Here is a 21,823-nt window from a genome sequence, read left to right as displayed (position 1 = left end):
TCGCTCTCCTTGGTTGGCATCGACAGGGCCGGGGGGTTTTCTCCCTCGTCGGCGGAGTCGATGCGCGCCTTGCATTGGCACGCGCGACTTTGTACGCTTGGGATACATATAAGACAAGGGATCCACCCGCGCGTAATGAGGAATGACACCATGAATGAGGGGGAAGCGCTTTCCGGGCAGATCGGATTCCAGATCCAGATGCTGCAATCGGTCGCTCATGAATCGGCAAGACTGGCGCTCGAACCTTTCGACATCACGCCTGCCCGCGCATCGGCGCTGCTCATGGTTCGGGCCAATCCCGGATGCACGCAGACCGCGCTGGGCGAAGCCCTGAACGTAAACCGGTCCAGCGCGATGAAGATCGTGGACATTCTGGAAGGTCGCGGTGCGATCCGCCGCGCACCTAGCGCCGATCCGCGCGCCAACGCGCTGGAATTGACCGACGAGGGCAGGACGCTCGCGAGCCAGATCGATGTCGTGCTCGAACGGCATGAACGGAAATTCTTCGGCACCCTGAGCGCGGCGGAGCGCGCGGCTTTGCTTTCGCTGCTCCAACGGCTGCGCCAGCAGGACAGGGTTATCTGATCCTCCCGACAATCGGCGAGCGATGACTTGCGCGCTTTGTATGCTTGGGATACAAAGCGCGCAAGTCCGGCAATGACTGGGCAAATACCATCTGAGACCATTTGGCCGGGAGACCAAGGATGTCAGGGCAAGCAACCGCCGTGCTCGAACCCATCGAACGGGCGGCGATCGACCGTCTGCTGAATCCGCGCAGCGTTGCCGTGATCGGCGCGTCCGACCGGCCGGGTGCGCTGGGCGCGTCTGTCCTGAAGAACCTGGTCGACAGGGGCTTCGCGGGCGACATTCACCTCATCAATCCCAAGCGGGAGGAGATCGGCGGCAGGCGGTGCGTGCCGGATGTGGCTGCCTTGCCGGAAGGGGTGGACGTGGCGGTGCTTGCCATTCCGCAAGCGGCGGTGCTGGGCGCCGTGCGCGAACTAGCGGCGCGGCGTTGTGGCGCTGCCGTGATTTTCTCGGCCGGTTTTGCCGAAGGTGGGCCGGAAGGCCTTGCACAGCAGGAGGAACTGGCGCGGATCGCCCGTGAAGCGGGAATGGTGATCGAAGGTCCGAATTGCCTGGGCCTTGTCAATTTCGATGCCAATCTTGCGCTGACCTTCGTCGAATTGCCGGAAGCGCGGGCGAAGGGAGACCGCAAGGTCGGCATCGTCTCGCAATCGGGCGCGATGGCGGCGGTGCTCGCCACGACCATGATCGCCCGCGACGTTCCGCTGTCCTGCTACATCTCGACCGGGAACGAGGCGGCAAGCGGAGTGGAAGACTACGTCGCGCATCTGGCGGAGGACCCGGCGATCGGCGTCATCGCGATGATCGTTGAGCAGTTCCGCAAGCCCGCCGCATTCCTGGCAGCCGCACGATCGGCGCGGGACCGCGGAAAGCTGGTCGTCCTGCTCCATCCCGGCTCCAGCGAGGCGGGGCGGGAGAGCGCGGCGACGCACACCGGGGCGATGGCCGGCGATCATGCGGTCATGCAGACGCTGGTCGAACAGGCGGGCGTGATCCTCGTCGATGGGCTGGAGGAACTGGGCGACGTGACCGAGATCGCGCTGCGTTGCCCCGCGCTTCCCACCGGCGGTCTGGGCATCGTTTCGGAATCGGGCGCATTGAAGGCGATGATGCTGGATGGAGCCGAGGCGCTGGGGCTGGCCTTGCCCAAGCTGGCCGATGGCGACAGCCCCGCCTTGCGGGCTGCCCTGCCGCCTTTCGTGCCGGTCAGCAATCCGCTCGACATCACGGCGCAGGGGCTTGTCGATCCCACGCTCTACAATCGGACGATCGCGGCGCTGGGCGAAGAGGATCGGATCGAGACGATATTCGTTCCGCTGATCCAGACGGATACGCACACCTCGCATATCAAGTTTGCCGCCGTTGCGGAGGCGCTTGCCGCGCTGGGCGGACGCAAGCCGCTGATCGTCGCCGGCGTCGATGAGGGTGGCGGTGTTCTGGCCGAAGACGTGGCGGCGATCCGGAAATTCGGTTCGCCTTATTTCCCGACGCCGGAACGTGCACTCAAGGCTCTGGCGCGTCTTGTGGCTTACGGCGAAAGGTCCGGCAGCGTTACTGAGCGCGCGCCTGTCATGCTGACCGGTCCGGCAGCGGGCGAAGTCATCCCCGAGTATCGCGCGAAGCGATTGCTGGCACCGCACGGCGTGGCGTTTTCGGAAGGGGCCTTGGCAGTCTCGCTCGCCGAAGCGCAAGAGATCGCGGCGCGGATCGGCTATCCGGTGGTGCTCAAGGCTCAGGCCGCCTCGCTCAGCCACAAGAGCGATGCGGGGGGCGTTGCCATTGGTCTGGCGGATGCGGCGGCGTTGGCGGCGGCATGGAGCAAGATGCAATCGGACGTCCGGCAGGCGCGGCCGGGCCTCGTTCTCGACGGCTTGCTGGTGGAGGCCATGGCGCCGCGCGGCGTGGAAATGATCGTGGGCGCTCGCCGCGATCCGGATTGGGGTGCGGTGATCCTCGTCGGGTTCGGCGGTGTCGCAGCGGAGCTGCTGAATGACGTCGTGCTGCTGCCGCCCGACTTGCCCGCCGCGGAAATCAAGGCACGCATCCTGTCGCTGCGAATGGCGCCGTTGTTGCAAGGCTTTCGTGGTGCGCCCCCGGCTGACATCGATGCGCTTGCGGCCATTGTCGAGGCGCTGGCGGCCGTTGTTAGAGGGACGCCGGAGATCGGCGAGATCGATCTCAACCCCGTACTGATGCTGCCCGAAGGCGAGGGCGCAATCGCGCTGGATGCGTTGATCTCGGGCCGCTGAGGTCGGCTCTAACCAAAATAGGCCGCCGTGAACCACGGCGGCCTTTTCGTTTTCAGGCGGCGTTGTCAGCCTTCGACTTATCGTAAGCGCCAAGGCCGGGCTTATAGCTCTTCTCGTCAATGAACTGGCGAATGCCTTCCTTGCGGCCTTCGCTCTTGTCGTGGAAATTGCAGGCTTCCTGCATGCGCACCAGATAGTCTTCCGCTTCGTCGTACGTAAGCGTGCCCACGCGGCGCACCGCGTCCTTCGCGAACTTCAGGGCGACGGGGTTCTTGTCGAGCAGCATGCGCGCCACTTCCTCGGTACGCGCTTTCAACCGATCGAGGGGCACGCTTTCGTTCACCAGTCGCATGGCGGCGGCCTGCGGGCCATCGATCAGGTCACCGGTGAGCGTCAGCCACATCGCATCGCGCATGGGCAGCAGATCGACCACGACCTTGGTAACGCCGCCGCCCGGAAGGATGCCCCAGTTGATTTCCGAAAGCCCGAACTTCGCCTCGTCCGCGCAGATGGCGAGATCGCAGCCGAATAGTGGCCCGAAGCCGCCGCCGAAGCACCAGCCGTTCACCATGGCGATCGTGGGCTTCTGATACCAGCGCAGGCGGCGGAACCAGCCGTAGCTCTCCCGCTGCGACTTGCGCACGCCGCGCAGGCCATCGGCCTCAGTCTCGCGGAAATACTCCTTGAGGTCCATCCCGGCGGACCAGGAATTGCCCTGACCACCCAGAACCAGGACGCCCACGTCGTCACGGTATTCCAACTCGTCCAGCACATCCATCATGCGCCGGTTGAGCTTGGGGCTCATCGCATTGCGTTTGGCCGGCCGTGAAAAATAGACCCACGCGATGCCGTTCTCTACGGTGAAGGTCACCGTGTCGGCTTCGTTCTCGCTCATGATCTCAGGCTCCTCGTTCCCTAGTGTTTTCACTGTATGCCTAGGATACAATAATCACCTTGGGGATCAAGCTGAACAAGCCTCAGATCGGGTTCGATTCTTCATCGGCGGGCAATCTGCCGAGCAGGGCGACGATGATGACCATTGCCGCGAACGCCGCGCCCAGCACCGATGTCAGCGGCAGCAGCGAAACCGGCGGCCAGAGCGTTACGGCCGCACTTGCCAGCGCCGTGACCGCAAGCTGGATCGTGCCCAACAGTCCTGCTGCGGCGCCGATGCCGCTGCGCACGGAATCGAGTGCGCTTGTCGCCGCCGGGGTCAGCACCAGCCCGGCGATCATGAACAGCAGCACCGAATAGGCCTGGAACAGGACGATCGGTATGCCGCGCGATCCGGCGAGGGTGACCAGCAATGTGGCGCCCAGCGCCACGGCACCGGCACTACCCGCAAGGCGGACGGCGCCGAACCGCTTCAGCAGATGGGGTGCGGCTTGCGTGGCGACGATCGACATGCAGGCATTGAGCGCCAGCAGCAGGCTGAACCAGAGCGGCGGGAGCCGATAGACTCCCGAGTAGATGAAGGGGGCTGCGGTGACGAAGGCGAACGGAACGGTCGTGGCAAGGCCGGCCACGATCGCCCAGCCGACGAAGCGCGGCGTTCGCAGCAGCCGGCCATGGATATGGGGGAGCGAGCGCCAATCGGCCGTGCGCAGTGCCGGCGGCAGCGTTTCGGGAAGAAACAGCATGACGCAGAGCGCCGCGATCACGCCCGCCGTTGCCAGCAGCCCGAACAGTCCCCGCCATGACACGATGTGGAGCAGCGTGCTGCCAAGCAGGGGCGCCAGCATCGGGGAAATGCCGATGATGAGAAACGTGAAAGCCATCAGGCGCGCCGCATGATGGCCGCGATGAAGATCGCGGATGATGGCGCGCGCGCTGGACGTGCCCGCGCATGCCCCCATTCCCTGAAGGAAGCGCAGCAGCACCAGTTGTTCGAGCGTAGCGGCGAAGGCGCAGGCGATGGAGGCGGCGATGAACAGGCAAAGCCCACCCATCAGCGGCCCTTTCCGGCCGAACCGGTCGGCGAGCGACCCGATCGGAATTTGCGCCACGGCAAGGCCGAAGAAGAACGCCGAGAGCGTGCGCTGCACTCCGGAATCGCTGGCGCCCAGCGCTCCGGCCATGTGCGGCATGGCGGGCAGGTAGAGGTCGATGGCGAAAGGGCCAAGCGCGGAGAGGAAGCCCAGGGCGATCCCGAAGCCCAGCTTCGGTCCGCGTGCTTCTTCCGATGCGGACGCCGCAGATGTTGAATTCATGCGCGGACACCGCGCGGGGTGGAAACAAGGGCGTAAGCACGACTCATGATAACGAGTGTTATTATGAGTCGTGCTTCAGGGCAAGCGTGGCAACGGCCCTTGCGGGGAGCTATCCGTCGGCGTCGTCAGGCTTGGTATTTTCGAGGAAGAGCGACCGGCCCTCGGCGTCGGTCGCTTCCAGCGTATCGATCAAGGTCCTGAGAATATGATCGAACATGGCGATTTCGTGCGGATGGAGATCGGAAAGCAGATAGTCCGCCACGCGTTCCGTCTGCGGGCGCATGATGCGGTAGAGCCGCTCGCCCTCCTTGGTCAGCGTCAGGCGTTTGCGCCGCCGATTTTCCTCGTCGCGAACAACGCGAACTCGGCCGTGCCGTTCCAGTGCGGATACCGCGCGCGACACGCTCATCGCGTTGACGCCGGTCATTTCCGCCAGTTCGTGACTGGCCGATTGCGGAAAGCGGCCGATCAGCATCAGCAGGCGGAATTCGTTGAGGCTGATCTTGTACTGGTGTTCCAGGTTGACCGAGAACGGCGCCATCAGCCGGTTGGAAAGCTTGAGCAGCCGGTGGAGAGTTTCCGAACGCGGGCTCACCGGGATATCCGCCGTGGTTTCGGCCGGGGTGTCCATCTCGTTCGCTTGTCTGGTTTTGCGCATTGCGGGATTTTAGCGCAAGGCGTCAGATACCTGTCAAGATAATCACGGTTGTTATTGGGGGAGAGGGCGTCGGGCTTCCGATTTTGCGAGCCTGGGCAATCGCCATTGCCGTACAGATAAAGGAAGCAGGGCGGCTGATCGCCAATGCGATGCCATGATGGGCTGCACCGCGTGCCTTTGTAACGGACGACATGGCTTGTGCCGATGGAAGGGTGGCCATGGGGGTGGCGGGGTGACCGGCTCATGGGATCAGCGCGCATTGCACCCCCGAGAAGCCGCCCTTGTCGACGTGGTAATGGATGAACTGGCGCAGTTCCTGCACCTCTCCGGCGCGGATCGGGAAGAACTGGTCGAGCCCTTCTTCCTTCAGGGTTTCCGCATCCAGGTCGCGACGGGCTTCGATGCGGATCACGCCTTCCAGGGCCACCAGTTCGTCGCTGCCGGCAAAGCGCTCGATCGTCAGGGTTTCATCGACGTAGCTGTGCAGGAAACTGTAAAAGCGCTTGAATGCCGCGCGTGAGGCAAGCTCCACACCAAAGAACGCCAGCCGGGCGCCGGGCGCGTAGAAATCGTAGACCGCATCGTAATCCCTGGCGTTGAACGCCGCGGCATATCGCTCATAATCCTCACGGGTCATCGCTCTCTCCAGAAGCGCCGAAACCTGCAAGCTTCGGCTTGCGTAAATAAATAACGACCGTTACGGTTAAGCGCAATGACCGCCGAGATGCGGCTTGAAAACGGGAGAGACCATGCCGGCCGTGCAGGAGACGGAAAGTTTCGACTACATCGTGGTGGGCGCGGGATCGGCCGGTTGCGTGGTGGCGGCCCGGCTTTCCGAAGACCCTTCGGTTTCGGTCCTGCTGGTGGAAGCCGGCGGCAAGGCGCACCATCCCTACCTCAAGATGCCGCTGGCCTTTCTGAAAGCCGTGGTCGATCCGCGTTTCAACTGGCCCTATCTGACCGAGTCGGAGCCGCATCTGGGCGGCCGGCGCCTGCCATTGCCGCGCGGCCGCGTGCTGGGGGGATGTTCGTCTATCAACGGCATGTTCGCCATGCGCGGGCATCCGGGCGATTATGACGAGTGGGCACGGATGGGAGCCACAGGCTGGTCCTATGCCGATGTTCTGCCCTATTTCCGCAAGCTGGAGGACAGTTGGCGGGGCGAAAGCCTTTACCACGGCGCAGGAGGCCCGGTTCAGATCCGGCCGATTTCCTCCCCCCTGCTGCTGCACGAACCGCTGATGGCGACGGCCACCGCCGCTGGTTTTACCCATAGCGAGGATCTGGCCGGCGAACGCGCGGAAGGCTTCGCGCGGGGCGAGATGACGATCGATGGGCGGGGCAGGAGGGTGAGCGCGGCCACCGCCTATCTCGGCCCAGCGCTCTCACGTCCCAATCTCGTCGTGCGGACGGGCGTCCTGGTGCGCCGTGTCGTGATCGAGGACGGACAGGCGACAGGTATCGAGATCGAACATCCCGATGGGCCGCGTCGGATCGCCGCGCGGCGTGAGGTGGTGATATCGGGTGGCACCTACAATTCGCCGCACTTGTTGATGCTTTCCGGCATCGGACCGGCAGAGCAGTTGCGCGCGCACGGTATCCGCGTGGTTCACGATAGCCCCGGCGTGGGGGAAAACCTGGCCGAGCATGCCAATGTCTCGATGGAATGGGACGCGGCCCGGCCGGTTACCTTCATCAACCAGCTGCGATGGGACCGCCTGGCATTCAACGCCCTGCGCTGGGCAGTGACGGGCGGCGGACCGTTGGCCTTGCAACTCAACAGTTGCAACGTGGTGATCCGCACGCGCGACCATCTCGACCGGCCGGATATCCAGTTCATGGCGAACCCGATCCGTTTCGATGCGCATCCGTGGTTCCCGGGTTTGACCCGCAGGCAGAGCCATGTGTTCTGGGCGGGACTGGTGGCGCTTCACCCGGCAAGTCGGGGGCATGTGCGCCTGCGATCGTCCGATCCGCGTGACGTGCCGGCGGTGACACTCAACCTGATGGCGGAGGAGGCGGATCTTGCCACCATGCGAGCGGGCATGCGTGCCGCCCGCAAGATATACGGCACCGCTCCGCAGGCAGACCTTGTGACCGGCGAACGCCTGCCCGGCACCGCGGTGACAGAGGACGCCGATTTCGACGCCTTCATTCGCGAGACTTGCTATGTCGCCATGCATCCCACCGGAACCTGCGCGATGGCGATGGGCGATCGGTCGGTGCTCGATCCGCAATTGCGGGTTATCGGCGTCGAGCGTCTGCGCGTGGCCGACTGCTCGGTGATGCCGCGCATCCCGGGCGGCAATACCAATCTTCCGGCCATCATGGTGGGCGAAAAGTGCGCGGACCTGATGCGGGGCAAGGCGCTGGCGCCGGCGCAACTTGCGGCAGAGCGCGACGCGGCATGAGCCTCTACACGGCAGAGGAGGGGGCGAATCTCCGTCACGTAACGGCGATGTTCGAGCAGGTGCTCAACGCGCTCGACGCCGATGCGGTGGATCGCTTCATTTCGGCGGACTACATCCAGCACAACCAAGGCGTTGGCGAAGGCACGGAGCCGCTCAAGGCCTTGCTGCGCCATATCCGCGCAGAGACGCCGGAGGCCGTTCATGACGTGAAGCGCCTCTTCGCCGACGGTGACCATGTGATCGTCCATTACCACGTCCGCCGCTGGCCCGGGGACCTGGGCTGGGCAGTGGTCGATATCTTCCGGCTCGCAGACGGCATGATCGTCGAGCACTGGGACGTGGTTCAGCCGCTGCCCGAAACGAGCCCCAACCCGATCGGCCCTTTCTGACGATGGAGCGAGCAATGCGATTTTCAGGCCGCAAGGTACTGGTGCTGGGCGGTAACAGCGGGATCGGGCTCGCCTGCGCGGAAGCTTTCGCGCGGGAGGGTGGGGCTGTCCGCCTCACCGGCCGGGACCGTGGCACGATCGCGGCGGCGGTTGCCAGCGTTCCCGGTGCGCGCGGTGACAGCGTCGATATTTCCGACCTTGCCGCGATGGAGCGGTTCTACGAACAGGTCGCGGCCGAAGACGGGCGTATCGACGTCCTCGTCGTCAATGCCGGCATGGGCGGGTTCGCGCCGATCGACCAGCTTTCGCCGGACTATTGGGATCAGGTTCATGCGATCAATCTGCGCGGCTGCGTATTCGCCATGCAGAAGGCGGTGCGGCTGATGGGCGAGGGCGGGGCGATCGTCGTCACCGGATCGATCGGCGGCCATGCCTTCGTGCCGGGCAATCTCGCTTATGGCGCGGCCAAGGCCGGGCTGGCGCTCGCCATGCGTCAATTCGCCGGGGAGTATGTTTCGCAGGGTATTCGCGTCAACATGGTCAGCCCCGGCCCGGTGGAGACGCCGCTGCTCCGGCGCAATCCGGGCATGAGCGATGAGGTCGTAGGCGCGATGCGTGCGCAGATGATCGAAGCGGTGCCGATGAAGCGCATGGGCCGGGCGGAGGAAGTGGCCGCCGCCGTTCTGTTCCTTGCCTCGCCAGAAGCAAGTTTCATTACTGCCGCCAATCTCTTCGTGGATGGCGGTGCCCTCGAAATCGGATGAAGCAGGTTCGCATGATGAAAGATTCGACGATGAGCGATGGCCCCTTTTCCACCATCGACAACCCCCGCCTTGAGTTCGCGATGGAAGTGCGCCTGACTTTCCCGCGCGTGCAGATGATCGCCAACACGCCCATGGGCGGCAATCGCAGCGCCGTCTATGTCGATGGGGGAACGTTCGAAGGCCCGCGCCTGAAGGGCAAGGCGGTGCCGGGATCGGGGGGCGATTACGCCTATTTTCGGCCGGACGACGTTGCCGTCTTCGATGCGCGGTACATGCTGGAAGAGGACGACGGCACACTGATCCTGCTCAACAATCGGGGCTTCCTGTGGGGGCGCAAGCCCGGCACGATGGAACGCCTGCGCGACTGGGCCTTCAAGGGCGGCGCGCCGGTCGAGCAGCAGGAATATTACCTGCGCGGCAATCCCTCGTTCGAATGCCCCGTAGGCAAGCACGACTGGCTGACGAAGCATGTCTTCGTCGGCGTGGGGGAACGCCGCGCGGACGGCAACCTGCTGCGCTATTACGCGCTGACCTGACCTAGCCGATCCGGGGCGTGGTGAGGGGCTGTTCCGGCACCCAAACCGCGCCCTTGATATGATCGATCAGCCCCTTCCGGTTCAGGCGGTAAAGGATCAGGAACTCAACATCGACGATGCTGCCTTGGGGCACCGGCGTCATACCCGGGAAACCCTTTGCTGCAAGGATTTGGGGGGAGAGGTCCTTCAGTCCTTCGAAGCGGATCACGACATTGGCCACGAAGCCGTGGTCCCCGGGGTAGAACCCCAGGAAGCGCACGGTTTCCCGGCAATATTCGTGAAAGAAGGCATAGAAGGCCCGGAACGCCGGCTTTCCGCGAACCGCGAAGCCGGCGTTCTCCAACACGAAATCGTCACTGAAGAACGTTTCCAGCGCGGCATAGTCGCGCGCGTTGAAAGCGGTGAGATAACGCCGATAATCGGCCTGGGTGAAGGCTGTTGTCATAGCTGCGCTGGCATGCCGTCCAGCAGGATCGTCTTGGTTTCCAGAAACGAGTGCAGTCCTTCCACGCCGCCCTCCCGGCCGATGCCGGATTGCTTGAAGCCACCGAAGGGCAGGCCGAATTCCAGCCTCATCCCGTTTTGCCCGAATCCGCCTGCACGCACCTTGCGGCCTATGCGATAGGCCGCATCGACATCGTGTGTGAGGACGGCGCCGTTGAGGCCGAAGCTGCTTTCGTTGGCCAGGTGAACGGCGTGCTCCTCATCGTCGGCAGGGATCAGGCAGAGCACGGGGCCGAAGATTTCCTCCTGAGCGATGCGGCTGGCGTTATCGACATTGGCGAACAGCGTGGGTTCGAAGAAGTAACCCTTGTTAAGCCCGGCCGGGCGCTGGCCGCCGGTGACGAGATCCGCGTCCCGGCGGCCGAGTTCGACGTAGCTTTCCACGCGTTCAAGCTGGCGCTTCATGGCCAGCGGGCCAAGCTGTGTGTCCGGTGCCTCGCTGCCGCCGATCTTCACGCCCTGCATGACGCGGGCGATGGCATCCGCCAGTTCATCGTGTCGGCGGCGTGGGACGATGGCCCGGCTGAGCATGGCGCAGACCTGGCCGCTCATGATCGTGATGGTGTTGCCCAGGATCGCGGCGGCGGCCTCTATCGGAAAGTCGTCGCGCACGATGGCGGCGGACTTGCCGCCCAGTTCCAGCGTGCAGCGGGCGACGCGCCCGGCGCAGACTTCGCCGATCCGCCGGCCCGCCACGGTGGAGCCCGTGAAGCTGACCTTGTCGACGCCGGGGTTGTTGACGAGATGGTCCGAAGCCTCGCGGTCGCCGCAGACAAGGTTGATGACGCCGGCGGGAATGCCGGCGGCCTCCGCAGCCTCCGCCATGATGTACGCTTCCAGCGGGGTTTCCGGCGAAGGTTTCATGATCACCGTGCATCCGGCAACCAGCGCGTAGGCAACCTTGCTGGACAGGATGCCGTAAGGCGCATTCCAGGGCGCGATCGCAACGGCCACGCCCACCGGTTCCTGGGCGACGATCGCGGTATCCACCTGCATGCTGGGACGGCGGGCGACGAATTCGAAGCTCTCGCCCAAAGATGCGATGAATTTGACGGTCGCGGTCGCGCCGCCGTGCATGATCGGGGCGAAGCTGGAAAGTCCGCCAACTTGCGCGGTCCAGGCACGGCAGAGTTCGGGTTCACGCTTTTCCAGTTCCTCGGCCCAGCGCATCACTATCCGGCCGCGCTCGGCCGGGGGAAGCTGGGGCCACGGACCATTGTCGAAGGCATCGCGCGCGGCGGCAACCGCGCGGTCCATATCGGCCGCCTGCGCTTCTGCGACCACGGCGACCACATCCTCGCTATTGGGGGAGACGATCTCGATGCGGCCGCCGGCCGAAGGTTCGACCCAGGAACCGGCGATATAGAGTTTATCCGGATGTCGCAGTTGCACGCCTTCGGGTGTCATTCGTCCGATCCTCTTCCGTGGCGCGCCGTTGCAGCCGGGCGCGCAGTTGTTTTGGTTAAACCGTAACGTCTGTTATCGTGTCAGCGCCCGATAACGGATAACGGCCGCAAATCCGTCCCGAAGTCCTTTTCGCCCTGCCATGCCGTGATCGCCGGGATGTAATAGGCGCGGTACGGCCACAGCAGCGCAGCGTTGAAAAGGATCGTCAGCATCCCGAACACCGCTTCGACCGCGCCCCATTCCAGCGCGAAGTTCCAATAGGCGATCACCACGGTCAGCGGCACGGCCGCCGCCGCGATCAGTGGCATCATCCGGTCGGCCAGCACCAGCAGGGCAATGACGATCTCCATCACCTTGATCCACGCGAACAGGCCGCTGTGGATCAGGGCCAGCGTGAATTCCTGCCCCAGCGGGGTGTTGCCCAGGGGTTGGAGGTTGAACGGCGTGAAGAATTCCACGCCGGAAAACAGATACCAGAGCCCGAAGACCCAGCGGCTTACGTGGTAGAATGCGCGCATTCCCAGGCCCTCCATCCCGAGTATCAGAACGTCCGGCGCAAGGATACGAACCACTCGCGCGGGCGGCCGACGGAGCCGGAATTCACGCCGTAGTTCGAGACATTCTCGCTCTTGCCCGTGTAGTAGAACTTGCCGAACAGGTTGGTGACGCCGGTGCCCAATTGCCAGGTCTTGTCAGGGGAATCGTAAGTCAGTCGCAGATTGAACAGGCTGCGGGCGGCCACCAGGTTGAAGGCGTTGTTGACCGAGTTGAAGTAGAACGAAGACTGATAGTTCCAGTCCAGCCGCGGTGTCAGCGTGCCCACCTTTTCGCCCAGGCTCGCCTCATATTGGATGCCCGCGCTGGCCTGCCACGAAGGGTTGAATGGGGCCTTGAAGTCCTTTTCGACCAGGGTCGTCGCATCGACGCGGGTGTACTGGAAGTTCAGATAGCCCATCGATCCATCGATGGTCAGCCCCACTATCGGCTGCGCGAAAAGCTCTGCCTCCACACCCCAGACATGGGCGTCACCGGCGTTCGCGGGCTGCGAGCAGGTGCTGCTGACGCTTTCCGGGCAGACGAAGCGGTTGATCTGGATATCCTTGTAATCGTTGTAGAATGCTGTCCCGTTGAAGCGGACGCGACGGCCCAGCAGGTCGGACTTGAAGCCGGCTTCATAGGTGGTGAGGGTTTCCGGCTTGAAGGAGACGATCTGGTCCGGCGTATAGGGGCGCGGATTGATGCCGCCGCCCTTGTAGCCGGTGGCGACTTGCGCATAGGCCATCAATTCGGGGCTGAAGCGATAGTTCACGCCAAGGCGGTAATCGACGCGATTGCCCTTGAACGAACCGACTTGCCCATCAAGCCCCACCAGCAGGAAATTCTCGGTAAGGAAGGTTCCACTGGGCAGTGAACCGTCGACGTTGCTGCGATGGAACTCGTACGTCTTCTTGTCATCGGTATAACGGATGCCGGCAATCACGTTGAGGTCCGGGGTCAAATGAAACTCGCTATGCGCGAAGACCGATGCGCTGCGATTGGTCACCGGGTCGTTCTCCAGGAAGTTGAACAGCACGCTGGGGATCAGCACGCGGCCCGAAATCCGGTCGTTCCCGTCGTAGTAGAAGCCGCCCACGGTGAAATCCACCAGCGAGCCGATGCGGCCTGACAGGCGCAATTCCTGGGTGAACTGGCGGTGTTCGTAATCGAATTCCTGCACAAGGATGGACAGCGGCGAACCGTCCAGATCGATGCCGGTCTTGCCGGTCGCCTTGCGGTAGGCCGTAATCGACTTCAGACTGAGATCGTCTGAAAGTTGCCAATCAAGCGTGCCGGCAACGCCCCAGCTCTTGGCGGTGCTGTTCGGGCTGGTATCGAAGCTGCCGGGCACGACCTGGTAGTTGGTGCCGAACGCAGTCGTATAATTGCCGCCTGCAGCGTAATTGGCGTAGCTGGAATAGGAATGGCTGCCAGTCAGGAAGCGGCTGTCGAATGGGATGCCGCCGGCCGGATCGTCGGCCACATAGCTGCGCACGCCTGGGTTATCGGCATAGAGCAGCTTGGTTGCCACTTGTTCGGACTTGTTCTGTGCGTAATCGCCGATCAGGTTCACTTCGATCGACGAACTGTCAGGCGCATAGCGCAAGGCCACGCGGCCCCCTTGCACATCGATGCCGCCTTCGGTTCCGGTCTTGCAGTTTCCGCCGGAGCCGGTTGCGGCAATGCCCGAATTCGGGAAGACGCAGCCATAATCGAGCAGGTCGAAATAGCCGTCCGTGTGCTTAGACACGCCAGACACGCGGGCATAGAGCCCATCGGCAATCGTGAAGCCGGCGCTGGCGCGAAGGTCGATCCGGCCGAACCTGCCGGTAGTGGCCTCCACGAAGCCGCCCCCCCGTTCGTCGGGCTTGCGGCTGAACAGCTTGACCGAGCCGCCGATGGAATTCTTGCCCGAAAGGGTGCCTTGCGGGCCGCGCAGCACTTCCACCCGGTCAAGATCGTTAAGGTCGAGGATGGCTCCGAAGGTGGTGCCATAGTAGACGTCGTCGATGTAGATGCCGACGCCCGGTTCAAGCGCGAAACTGGAATCGCTCTGGCCGATGCCGCGGATGAAGGCCTGTACGGCGCTGCCATTCAGGCCGGTGGCCGCGGACAGGTTGACGTTGGGCGCAACCGCAGTGAGGTCGGTGACGCTCTGGACGTTCTTGGCGGCCAGTTCGGCGCCGGTCGTCGCGGTGATCGCGATCGGCGTGTCCTGAAGGCGCTGGGCCCGGAACTGGGCGGTGACGATAATCTCAGGCGTGGTGGGATCTTCCGCAGGCCGTGCCGCCGGCACGGCCTGCTGGGCGTGGGCGTCGGCGGCAAAGGCCATCGTTCCGCCCCATCCGGTTATCAGCGCCGCCAGTGCTATTCCGCCCCGGTATGACCCGATCGTGCCGCGTGCCATGGTTTCCGTTCTCCCCTTTTGCCACCGGCAGAATCCAGCGCGCGCATCGCGGCGCGCCGCGTCTTGCAAGACGCAGCCGGTTCTCCCCGTTCGGCCTTCTTTTCGTTGTCGGCCGCTTGTCTGACCGTTGAAATGCGGCAAGCCGTACCATTTCCCGAGGGCGACGTCCGGTGATGCCGCCCATTGGGTTGGATTGTCAGTACGACTACCTGAAAAAATACTAACGATCGTTATAACGGTGTCAACACGTTTCGGCGCGCATTCATGCCGGTGTCGCTTGGTGCGCCCCCGCCGATTTCGCCGCCGCAAGTTGGCTGCCGGACACCCATGCTCCGTGAACCTGCGCGCGCATCGGCAGAGGCATCGGAATGCGGGCGACGGGGCCCTTGGCAATCGCTCCGGCATCGACGATCCACAGTTCGGAAGCGAAGCCGCTCGCGTCCGTCTGGCGGTCGATCACGATCAGGAGCCAGCCCTCCTTGTCCGGATCGGTGGAGGGGACGTGGACGGGTTCGTTGATCGCCATGCCCGGATCCAGCGGCATGGCGTCGATCCTGCCGTTACCGGGTTCAATCTGCAGCAGCATATTGAAGGCCACGCCCACCGGTCCGCCCGGAAGCGGCGGTCCGCCCTGCGGGTTGATCGTGAGATACCAGCCCGAACGATAAGGCCGTCCCTGATCGGCGTCGCGCAGCCGCGGCATGTCTCCGGGAGGGCCGATGGGGCGAGATTCGAAATCGTCGCCGGGCTTGCTCATGTCGAACGACCAGCGCGTCAGTCCGCCCTGGATTTCGTGCTGGGCCCGGTGCACGCCGCCGGCCTCACGCATGAAGCCGAAGGCGTTTGTGTCGGTCAGGCAGATGTCGAGATGGACCAGGTCTCCATCGTCGAAGGCATTCATGAAATGGAACGCCGAAACGCCCTTCGGTCCCTTGAACCAGCGCATTTCCGACACTTTGCCATAGCGCGGCATTATCCCGACCCAGCTTTCGAGTTCCTGCTGATGCGCCCAGTGCGGGCCACCGGCCTTGAGCCGATCCAGATCCGCCGTGGTGGGGAAGATCGGGAAGACCGCATGCCGCTTGGTCACCGCGAAATCGTGGATGGTCGAGCAATAGGGCTGCTGGAACCATTGTTCGGACACCAGATTGCCGTCGCGGTCGGCGATGCAATAGGCGACATCGGTGGTGCACAGGCCTCCGGCCTCGTAGCCGAAGAAGAACATCTCTCCGGTTTCGGGATCGATGCGGGGGTGGGCGGTGAAAGTTTCGGATTTCAGCGCGCCGTGATAATCCCAGCGCCCCAGCGTTTCGAGGGTTTCCGGGTCGATCTCGTAAGCAAGGCCGTCCTCCTTGGTCATGAACAGGCGGCCCGCGTGCCATACCGGCGTGGTGTTGGCGACGGTGCGATCCATGCCCGCGACGGCGGGATCGTCGGTGAAGGGATTGCGATATTGCCCGAACAAGGCGCGCCGCGCCTCCCGTTCCGCCTTGTAGCGGGCGGTTTCGACATAGCGGATGGCGTAGTCGATCTTGCCGTCCTTGATCGTGAACTTACCGATCATGCCGTCTCCGGAAAGGGCGATATCGTCGGCGAAGAGGGGGGTGTGGGCCGGGTCAGGCACCGCGCGGAAAAAAGCGCCGTCGATATCGGCCGGGATTTCGCCGATCACGTCAAGGTTGCGGGCCGACCATTCGATGCCGATCGGCGTATTCAGGCCGGTGAAGTGGATGGTATCCGGAAACTGGGGCATGAGGCGATCCTTTCCAGAAATAATAACGTTCGTTATTTATGATGTGGCGGCTACTGCGTCACGCATGGTTTTGCAGGGCGCGAAGAACGTGATCGGCGCCCTTGTCGCCAATCATGATGGCAGTGGCATTGGTGTTACCGGCGGGCAGCGTGGGGAAGACCGAGGCATCGGCTACCCAGAGCCCGTCGATACCCCGCACTGCCAGATCCGCGTCAACCACTGCCATCGGATCGTCCGCCGCGCCGATCTTGCTGGTGCCGACCGGGTGATAGAGCGGGATCGAAGCCAGCTTCACATATTCGCGCAGCGCTTCCGATGTATCGAGCGCCGGACCGGGGCGCAGTTCGCCGGAGACGAGACCGGCAATCGGCGAAGCATTCATGATCCGGCGCGCGATGCCGATACCCTCGACGATCTGGTCGATATCGTCTTCGCTGCCAAGCTGGCGATGCTCGATCAGTGGCGGCGCAAGCGGATCGGGAGAGCGGAGCGAAATTCGCCCGCGATGCGAAGGTCGCATCAGGCCCACCAGGGTCGAAACGGCGGAATCCTTGCGCAGCATCAGCCTGCCCCGCTCATCGAAATCGAAGGCGAAGGCGGCGAAGGATATCTGCAAGTTGGGCGCGGGTAGGTGAGCCCGACTTTTCACGAAAGCCTGGGCATGGCCGATCGCCGTTGTCAGCGCGCCTTGCCGGGCCAGTGCATAGCGCAGCACCTGCCATGCGCCGCGCAGGCCTTGTGCATCGGTGTTCAGCGTCGTCGCGTTGACCGCATTGACGACATGGGTGCCGACGTGATCCTGCAAGTTGCGGCCGACGCCGGGCAAATCCCGCTCCACCGGGATACCCATCTCGCGCAAGTGTTCTTGGGGCCCCATGCCAGATAGCATGAGAAGACGCGGCGTATTCATCGATCCCGCGCTGAGCACGACGCCTCTTCGGGCGCGCAGGGTGAAGTCCTTGCCGCCGCGCCGGATCGCGACGCCGATCGCCCGGCCGTTCTCGATCAGGACGCGCAGGACCTGGCATTCCAACTCGACGCGCAGCCTGCCGCCGTAGTCGCGCCCTTCAAGATAGCCGCGCGCGGTCGAGCAGCGCATACCGCCGCGCTGGGATACCTGTACGTAGTCCACGCCCTCGGCACGCTCTCCGTTCAGATCGGATGAGCGTGCGATCCCGGCTGCCTCTGCCGCCTCAACCCAGCGGTCGGTGATGTGGTAGCGGGCGCGCACTTCGCTGACGCCGATCGGGCCGCCGGTCCCGCGCCATTCGTCCGCGCCCCGTTCGTTGTCTTCCAGCCGCCGGAAATAGGGGAGGACGCCGGCATAGTCCCAGCCCGTCGCGCCAAGTTCGGCCCAACGGTCATAGTCCCAGCGGTGCCCCCGGATGAACATCATACCGTTCAGCGAACTGCCGCCGCCCAGCAGCTTTCCTGCAGGCCACACATCGGCGCGTCCACCCAGAGAGGGATCGGGCTCCACCACATGACACCAGTCGAATTCGGGATTCTGGACGATCGAACTGGTCAGGGCGGGGACCCGCGATTTCAGGTGTCGGTCGCTGCTGCCGGCTTCCAGCAAGGTAACCCGGATGCCGCCTTCCGCCAGCCTGCCGGCCATGGCCGCACCGGCCGAACCGCCGCCGACGACGATGATGTCGGTTTCCTCCATCGTGCGTCCTTTCTCAATAGTTCGACAGGATGGTCAGGCTCGGCGCATCGAGCGGCTTGCCTGCGGCCTTGAGCCTGAGTTCGCGGTCGCGGACCTTGCCCTGTTCGTCGATCAGGTAGGCGTGGACGGCATGGGCGTCCGCCTTGGAGATCACGTCATCCCAGCGCGGCATCCCGGCGGGAAGGAACAGGCCGTCCAGCACGATGCGATCGAACGCCTCGTGGGTTTCCGGCGCCATCCGGCGCAAGTCGGGCACCGGCGCGCGAAGCTGGTTGGAATGGCACATGGAACAGTTGCCGAAGAACACGGCCTGTCCGCGCGCGATCACGGCGGGGGTTACGCCTGCCGCCTGCGGTGGAGGGGGCGGCGCCACTTCCAGATCGGGCAGCGGATCGGGCTTTTTCACCGCGCCGCCGTCCAGCCTGAACACCAGGAGGCGGTTGGCATTGCCGTTTCGGTAGGCCGCCGAATAGCGCGGCACATAGCTCCAGCCGCCGCCTCCGAAGCCGGTTGCGACAGCAACATATTGCACGCCCTTGATGCGGTAGGTCATCGGCGCGGCCATGATCGCGCTGCCGGTGTCGATCGATTTCAGCAGCTTGCCGCTGTCCGCATCGCGGGCGATGAACTTGCCGCCGATGGAGCCGTGGAACAGCAGCCCGGTCGTCGTCGCCAACACGCCGGGCCGGTCCTGCCAGCCTTCAGTATCGACGGCCCAGCGCGCCTTGCCGGTAAGCGGATCGATGGCCCGCAACTGCGCGCTGTAAGGCTGCTTCTCAACCCACTTCCATTCGGGCAGGGCCCTCACCTGATCCTGCACGGGCTTGGGCAGGGTGGGCAGCACTTTCTGGAGATCGGGGGTGAACAGCAGCGCCGTCTCCACGTTCAGGGCCTTGGGGCGCCTGGCGTCACCCTTGTCGAGTGGCGGCGTGGTGAACATCAGGTTGCCCATGTCCAGCACCGAGGCGAAGTAGAGGCCCCGGCCGGGATCGTAGGCTGCCGGATACCAGTTCCGCGCGCCGGGCGATCCGGGGAAGACGATCTTCGGCTCCTCCCAATAGGCGGAACCGGCCGGCGTCTTGTCCGGCCGCCCGGTTTTGAGATCATATCCTCTCGCCCAGCTCGTGCGGACGAGTGCGTTGATGGCCAGCGGCTTGCCGGTTTCCCGGTCGATCACGAAGAGGAAGCCGTTCTTGGGCGCGTGGACGGCCACGGGGCGCGTTTTTCCATCCACTTCCAGATCGGCGAACAGCATCGGCTGGGTGGCGGTGAAATCCCAGGCGTCGCCGGGGGTTTCCTGATAATGCCACTTCATGCGGCCGGTCTTGCGGTCGAGCGCGACGAGCGAGGACAAGTAGAGGTTGTCGCCGCCGCCCGGCGACCGCCGCATGATGTTGTACGGCCCGCCGTTGCCGACGCCGATGATCACCGTGTCGAACCGCGCGTCGTAGTTGATCGCATCCCACACCGAACCGCCACCGCCGATGTCCCATCGGCTGTCGGGCGCCCAGGTTTTGGCGGCCTGCTCCAACGCCGGGCTTTCCTGCGGCCCACGCTTCGGATCGTGGGGCACCGTGAAGAAGCGCCACGCCTGCCTTCCTGTGGCAAGATCGTAGGCGGTGACATAGCCGCGCACGTCGTATTCGGCGCCGGCATTGCCGATCACCACCAGATCTCCGGCCACTTCCGGCGCGCCGGTAATGGTATAGCCGCGCGTGCGATCGGTTATCGTATCGACTTTCCAGGCGACTTTGCCGGTCCTGACGTCAAGCGCATAGAGCCAGCCGTCCAGCGTGCCGACAAGCACTTTGCCGCCCGCCACGGCAACGCCGCGATTGGCCTGATCGCAACAGGCGGCGCGGTTGGCCTGCATGTCGATTTCGGGCTCGAAGGTCCAGATCGCCTTGCCGGTTGCGGCATCCAGCGCATAGACGCGGCCGAGGTTGCCGCTGGTATACATCACGCCGTCGATGACGACCGGGGTGGCTTCCTGCACGCGGCTGGTGCCGATATCGTAGGACCAGGCAAGGCCCAGGCGGGACACATTGCTCTTGTCGATCTCGGTCAGCGCGGAAAAGTGCGTGGCATCGCCATTGCCCTTGGGGGAGGGCCAGTCGTCGCCGGTTCCGGGGGCGGTCTTCGCGCCCGAACAGGCCGCCAGCAGGGAAACGGATAGCAGCAGCACCGACAGGCGCGTCATTTTCCGGATCATTGCGGCCAGGCTCCCCGGTGTTGCAGCATGATGTCGCGCAGGGCGCGTGGCGGGCGACCGGTCAGGCGTTCGACGTGATCGGTGCAGCCTGCGAAGAAGCCTTCGCGGATCGCCGTGCCGAACGTCACCATGTCGTCGCTCGACCAGGGAATGGGGCCATCGGGCACGATGTCGGAGGCGTGGCGCGGCACGCCAAGGCTGTCGAAATAGGCGAACATGGCCTCGTCATCGACTTGTTCGATGGTAATCGGCTTGCCTGCGATCTCGGCCGCCATGCCAAGGGCTTCCGGGATTGAGATCGGCTCGGGACCGGTAAGCGTGTAAGCCTTGTTGCGGTGACCGTCCTGCGTGAGCACGGCCACGGCGGAGGCGACGCAATCGTCGCGGCTGACAAGGGCAACCTTGCCGTCTCCACAGTTGTCGGGCTTGTGCCCGGCCGCGAGGGCCGGGATCACCATGGCCAGCGCAATCGCCTCTGAATACTGGCTGTCGCGCAAGTGAGTCCATGCCGCGCCGGACGCTTCGATAATCTGCTCCGTGGCGCGGTGGTCCAGCTTGACGATTGCCGGGTTGTCCGGGGCATCTGCGGCCATCAGCGATGTGTAGACGATGTGATCGACGCCAGCCGATACCGCCGCCTCCACGGCGTTCCGGTGCTGTCCGACCCGTGTGCCGACCCGCGCGGTGCTGATCAGCAGCATGCGTTCGCCGCCGGCCATGGCCTGCGGAAGCGAGGCGGGATCATCGAAGTCGGCCGCGCGCACTTCCGCCCCGGCTTCTGCAAAATGCTTGAGCCTGTCCGGCGTTCGGGTCAGGAATACGAGGTCTTCCGGTGCGCAACGTTCCAACAGAAGTTCTGCCGCAGCCTTGCCGAAGGCGCCGGAAGCGCCGGTGACGATGATCTTGCCCACGATTACCCTCTCGTTGCGGTCCGATTCCCGTCGGACAGCTTGCTCACAACGGTAACAAATGTTACGGTTAGGTCAAGACAAGCAAATGGGAGAGGAAGACATTGTCGCTGTCGATAGAAGATCGTCTCGCGCTTCAAGACCTGATTGCCGACTATAGCTGGGCGCTGGATACCGGCGATGTCGAGGGCCTGGTTGCCTGCTTCACGCCGGACGCCCGGATGGTGGAGGAAGTTTTCGAGGATCCCGACATCTGGGAGGGCCACGAAGGCATTCGCGGGATTGCCGAGCACTATCGTAACGCGCCGGGATTTCCGGGGCGGCAGCACCATGTAACCCAGATCCAGTTCCGCCCGCAGGACGACGGATCGGTAAAGATGCGCGCCTTTGCTTTCGTTACCGAGTGCGAGGGGGAGCCGCCCTATGTCCTGCGCTTTACGGGCTGGTATGACGACCATGCCGTCCGGTGCGAGGATGGCCGTTGGCGGTTCCATCGGCGCACGGTGCGGCTCTGGGATGGGGAAGTGCTGAAGAATTTTCCCGGTCGGGGAGAATGGGTACCACGCAAGCGCCCGGAATCGCTGATAATCAAGCGTTGAATGCGGCGGGCCGGCGATCCCG

General features: G+C 64.1%; 19 protein-coding genes. 7 read left to right on the top strand and 12 right to left on the bottom strand.

Annotated features, from left to right (window positions below; all coding sequences use genetic code 11):
* Positions 1-150 precede the first annotated feature (150 nt).
* Positions 151-585, top strand: a complete 435-nt coding sequence (locus WBP07_RS32225) for a MarR family winged helix-turn-helix transcriptional regulator (RefSeq protein WP_395397329.1) — start codon at positions 151-153, stop codon at positions 583-585.
* Positions 586-704: 119 nt separating this feature from the next.
* Positions 705-2,837 carry an acetate--CoA ligase family protein gene (locus WBP07_RS32220; protein WP_395397328.1) on the top strand — a complete coding sequence of 711 codons (2,133 nt, stop codon included), beginning with the start codon at positions 705-707 and terminating at the stop codon, positions 2,835-2,837.
* 52 nt (positions 2,838-2,889) lie between these two features.
* On the opposite strand, the gene WBP07_RS32215 is transcribed toward WBP07_RS32220, so the two are convergent.
* The 4 genes from WBP07_RS32215 to WBP07_RS32200 form a co-directional block, all read right to left on the bottom strand.
* A complete protein-coding gene (locus WBP07_RS32215) occupies positions 2,890-3,732 on the bottom strand; it encodes a p-hydroxycinnamoyl CoA hydratase/lyase (protein WP_395397327.1) in 843 nt (280 codons plus the stop codon).
* 82 nt (positions 3,733-3,814) lie between these two features.
* Positions 3,815-5,047 carry a multidrug effflux MFS transporter gene (locus WBP07_RS32210; protein WP_395397326.1) on the bottom strand — a complete coding sequence of 411 codons (1,233 nt, stop codon included), beginning with the start codon at positions 5,045-5,047 and terminating at the stop codon, positions 3,815-3,817.
* 109 nt (positions 5,048-5,156) lie between these two features.
* Positions 5,157-5,705, bottom strand: a complete 549-nt coding sequence (locus tag WBP07_RS32205) for a MarR family winged helix-turn-helix transcriptional regulator (RefSeq protein ID WP_395397325.1) — start codon at positions 5,703-5,705, stop codon at positions 5,157-5,159.
* Positions 5,706-5,946: 241 nt separating this feature from the next.
* The gene (locus tag WBP07_RS32200) at positions 5,947-6,342 is read right to left on the bottom strand and encodes a nuclear transport factor 2 family protein (protein ID WP_395397324.1); all 396 of its coding nucleotides are present in this window, start codon (positions 6,340-6,342) and stop codon (positions 5,947-5,949) included.
* 112 nt (positions 6,343-6,454) lie between these two features.
* On the opposite strand from WBP07_RS32200, the gene WBP07_RS32195 reads away from it, so the two are divergent.
* Genes WBP07_RS32195 through WBP07_RS32180 form a run of 4 tightly spaced genes read left to right on the top strand, consistent with a single transcriptional unit; the run spans position 6,455 to position 9,805 of the window.
* The gene (locus WBP07_RS32195; protein WP_395397323.1) at positions 6,455-8,116 is read left to right on the top strand and encodes a GMC family oxidoreductase; all 1,662 of its coding nucleotides are present in this window, start codon (positions 6,455-6,457) and stop codon (positions 8,114-8,116) included.
* Positions 8,113-8,505, top strand: a complete 393-nt coding sequence (locus tag WBP07_RS32190) for a nuclear transport factor 2 family protein (protein WP_395397322.1) — start codon at positions 8,113-8,115, stop codon at positions 8,503-8,505. Before WBP07_RS32195 ends, WBP07_RS32190 begins: the two co-directional genes overlap by 4 nt.
* A gap of 14 nt (positions 8,506-8,519) precedes the next feature.
* A complete protein-coding gene (locus WBP07_RS32185; RefSeq protein WP_395397321.1) occupies positions 8,520-9,269 on the top strand; it encodes an SDR family NAD(P)-dependent oxidoreductase in 750 nt (249 codons plus the stop codon).
* A gap of 11 nt (positions 9,270-9,280) precedes the next feature.
* Complete coding sequence (locus WBP07_RS32180; protein WP_395397320.1) at positions 9,281-9,805, top strand: DUF3237 domain-containing protein; 525 nt, start codon at positions 9,281-9,283, stop codon at positions 9,803-9,805.
* Position 9,806: 1 nt separating this feature from the next.
* Here the strand turns inward: WBP07_RS32180 and WBP07_RS32175 are convergent, their stop codons facing one another.
* From WBP07_RS32175 to WBP07_RS32140, 8 genes are all read right to left on the bottom strand, one after another.
* The gene (locus WBP07_RS32175; RefSeq protein ID WP_395397319.1) at positions 9,807-10,250 is read right to left on the bottom strand and encodes a nuclear transport factor 2 family protein; all 444 of its coding nucleotides are present in this window, start codon (positions 10,248-10,250) and stop codon (positions 9,807-9,809) included.
* A complete protein-coding gene (locus WBP07_RS32170) occupies positions 10,247-11,716 on the bottom strand; it encodes an aldehyde dehydrogenase (RefSeq protein WP_395397318.1) in 1,470 nt (489 codons plus the stop codon). Before WBP07_RS32170 ends, WBP07_RS32175 begins: the two co-directional genes overlap by 4 nt.
* An 80-nt stretch (positions 11,717-11,796) precedes the next feature.
* Positions 11,797-12,234: a hypothetical protein gene (locus WBP07_RS32165; RefSeq protein ID WP_395397317.1), complete on the bottom strand. Its 438-nt coding sequence runs from the start codon at positions 12,232-12,234 to the stop codon at positions 11,797-11,799.
* Between the two features lie 23 nt (positions 12,235-12,257).
* The gene (locus WBP07_RS32160; protein WP_395397316.1) at positions 12,258-14,660 is read right to left on the bottom strand and encodes a TonB-dependent receptor; all 2,403 of its coding nucleotides are present in this window, start codon (positions 14,658-14,660) and stop codon (positions 12,258-12,260) included.
* Positions 14,661-14,922: 262 nt separating this feature from the next.
* Positions 14,923-16,413, bottom strand: coding sequence for a carotenoid oxygenase family protein (locus tag WBP07_RS32155; RefSeq protein WP_395397315.1), 1,491 nt, complete (start codon positions 16,411-16,413; stop codon positions 14,923-14,925).
* Positions 16,414-16,471: 58 nt separating this feature from the next.
* Positions 16,472-18,082, bottom strand: coding sequence for a GMC family oxidoreductase (locus tag WBP07_RS32150; RefSeq protein WP_395397314.1), 1,611 nt, complete (start codon positions 18,080-18,082; stop codon positions 16,472-16,474).
* Positions 18,083-18,095: 13 nt separating this feature from the next.
* Positions 18,096-20,294: a PQQ-dependent dehydrogenase, methanol/ethanol family gene (locus WBP07_RS32145; protein WP_395397313.1), complete on the bottom strand. Its 2,199-nt coding sequence runs from the start codon at positions 20,292-20,294 to the stop codon at positions 18,096-18,098.
* Positions 20,291-21,205, bottom strand: coding sequence for an SDR family oxidoreductase (locus WBP07_RS32140; RefSeq protein ID WP_395397312.1), 915 nt, complete (start codon positions 21,203-21,205; stop codon positions 20,291-20,293). The genes WBP07_RS32145 and WBP07_RS32140 overlap by 4 nt, the downstream gene beginning before the upstream one ends.
* A 101-nt stretch (positions 21,206-21,306) precedes the next feature.
* Between WBP07_RS32140 and WBP07_RS32135 the strand changes: the two genes are divergently transcribed.
* Complete coding sequence (locus tag WBP07_RS32135) at positions 21,307-21,801, top strand: nuclear transport factor 2 family protein (protein WP_395397311.1); 495 nt, start codon at positions 21,307-21,309, stop codon at positions 21,799-21,801.
* Positions 21,802-21,823 lie beyond the last annotated feature (22 nt).

Origin of the sequence: Novosphingobium oxfordense, from assembly GCF_044029435.1 — a bacterium.
GTDB lineage: Bacteria > Pseudomonadota > Alphaproteobacteria > Sphingomonadales > Sphingomonadaceae > Novosphingobium.
This window is presented reverse-complemented; position numbering and strand designations above follow the sequence as displayed.

What these genes read in the sequence shown, in the direction of transcription:
- WBP07_RS32225 (WP_395397329.1), top strand. Translation starts at nt 151, where the DNA reads ATGAATGAGGGGGAAGCGCTTTCCGGGCAGATCGGATTCCAGATCCAG.
- WBP07_RS32210 (WP_395397326.1), bottom strand. Translation starts at nt 5,047, where the DNA reads ATGAATTCAACATCTGCGGCGTCCGCATCGGAAGAAGCACGCGGACCG.
- WBP07_RS32160 (WP_395397316.1), bottom strand. Translation starts at nt 14,660, where the DNA reads ATGGCACGCGGCACGATCGGGTCATACCGGGGCGGAATAGCACTGGCG.
- WBP07_RS32200 (WP_395397324.1), bottom strand. Translation starts at nt 6,342, where the DNA reads ATGACCCGTGAGGATTATGAGCGATATGCCGCGGCGTTCAACGCCAGG.
- WBP07_RS32190 (WP_395397322.1), top strand. Translation starts at nt 8,113, where the DNA reads ATGAGCCTCTACACGGCAGAGGAGGGGGCGAATCTCCGTCACGTAACG.
- WBP07_RS32220 (WP_395397328.1), top strand. Translation starts at nt 705, where the DNA reads ATGTCAGGGCAAGCAACCGCCGTGCTCGAACCCATCGAACGGGCGGCG.
- WBP07_RS32205 (WP_395397325.1), bottom strand. Translation starts at nt 5,705, where the DNA reads ATGCGCAAAACCAGACAAGCGAACGAGATGGACACCCCGGCCGAAACC.
- WBP07_RS32215 (WP_395397327.1), bottom strand. Translation starts at nt 3,732, where the DNA reads ATGAGCGAGAACGAAGCCGACACGGTGACCTTCACCGTAGAGAACGGC.
- WBP07_RS32165 (WP_395397317.1), bottom strand. Translation starts at nt 12,234, where the DNA reads ATGCGCGCATTCTACCACGTAAGCCGCTGGGTCTTCGGGCTCTGGTAT.
- WBP07_RS32175 (WP_395397319.1), bottom strand. Translation starts at nt 10,250, where the DNA reads ATGACAACAGCCTTCACCCAGGCCGATTATCGGCGTTATCTCACCGCT.
- WBP07_RS32180 (WP_395397320.1), top strand. Translation starts at nt 9,281, where the DNA reads ATGATGAAAGATTCGACGATGAGCGATGGCCCCTTTTCCACCATCGAC.
- WBP07_RS32155 (WP_395397315.1), bottom strand. Translation starts at nt 16,413, where the DNA reads ATGCCCCAGTTTCCGGATACCATCCACTTCACCGGCCTGAATACGCCG.
- WBP07_RS32170 (WP_395397318.1), bottom strand. Translation starts at nt 11,716, where the DNA reads ATGACACCCGAAGGCGTGCAACTGCGACATCCGGATAAACTCTATATC.
- WBP07_RS32195 (WP_395397323.1), top strand. Translation starts at nt 6,455, where the DNA reads ATGCCGGCCGTGCAGGAGACGGAAAGTTTCGACTACATCGTGGTGGGC.
- WBP07_RS32185 (WP_395397321.1), top strand. Translation starts at nt 8,520, where the DNA reads ATGCGATTTTCAGGCCGCAAGGTACTGGTGCTGGGCGGTAACAGCGGG.
- WBP07_RS32150 (WP_395397314.1), bottom strand. Translation starts at nt 18,082, where the DNA reads ATGGAGGAAACCGACATCATCGTCGTCGGCGGCGGTTCGGCCGGTGCG.
- WBP07_RS32145 (WP_395397313.1), bottom strand. Translation starts at nt 20,294, where the DNA reads ATGATCCGGAAAATGACGCGCCTGTCGGTGCTGCTGCTATCCGTTTCC.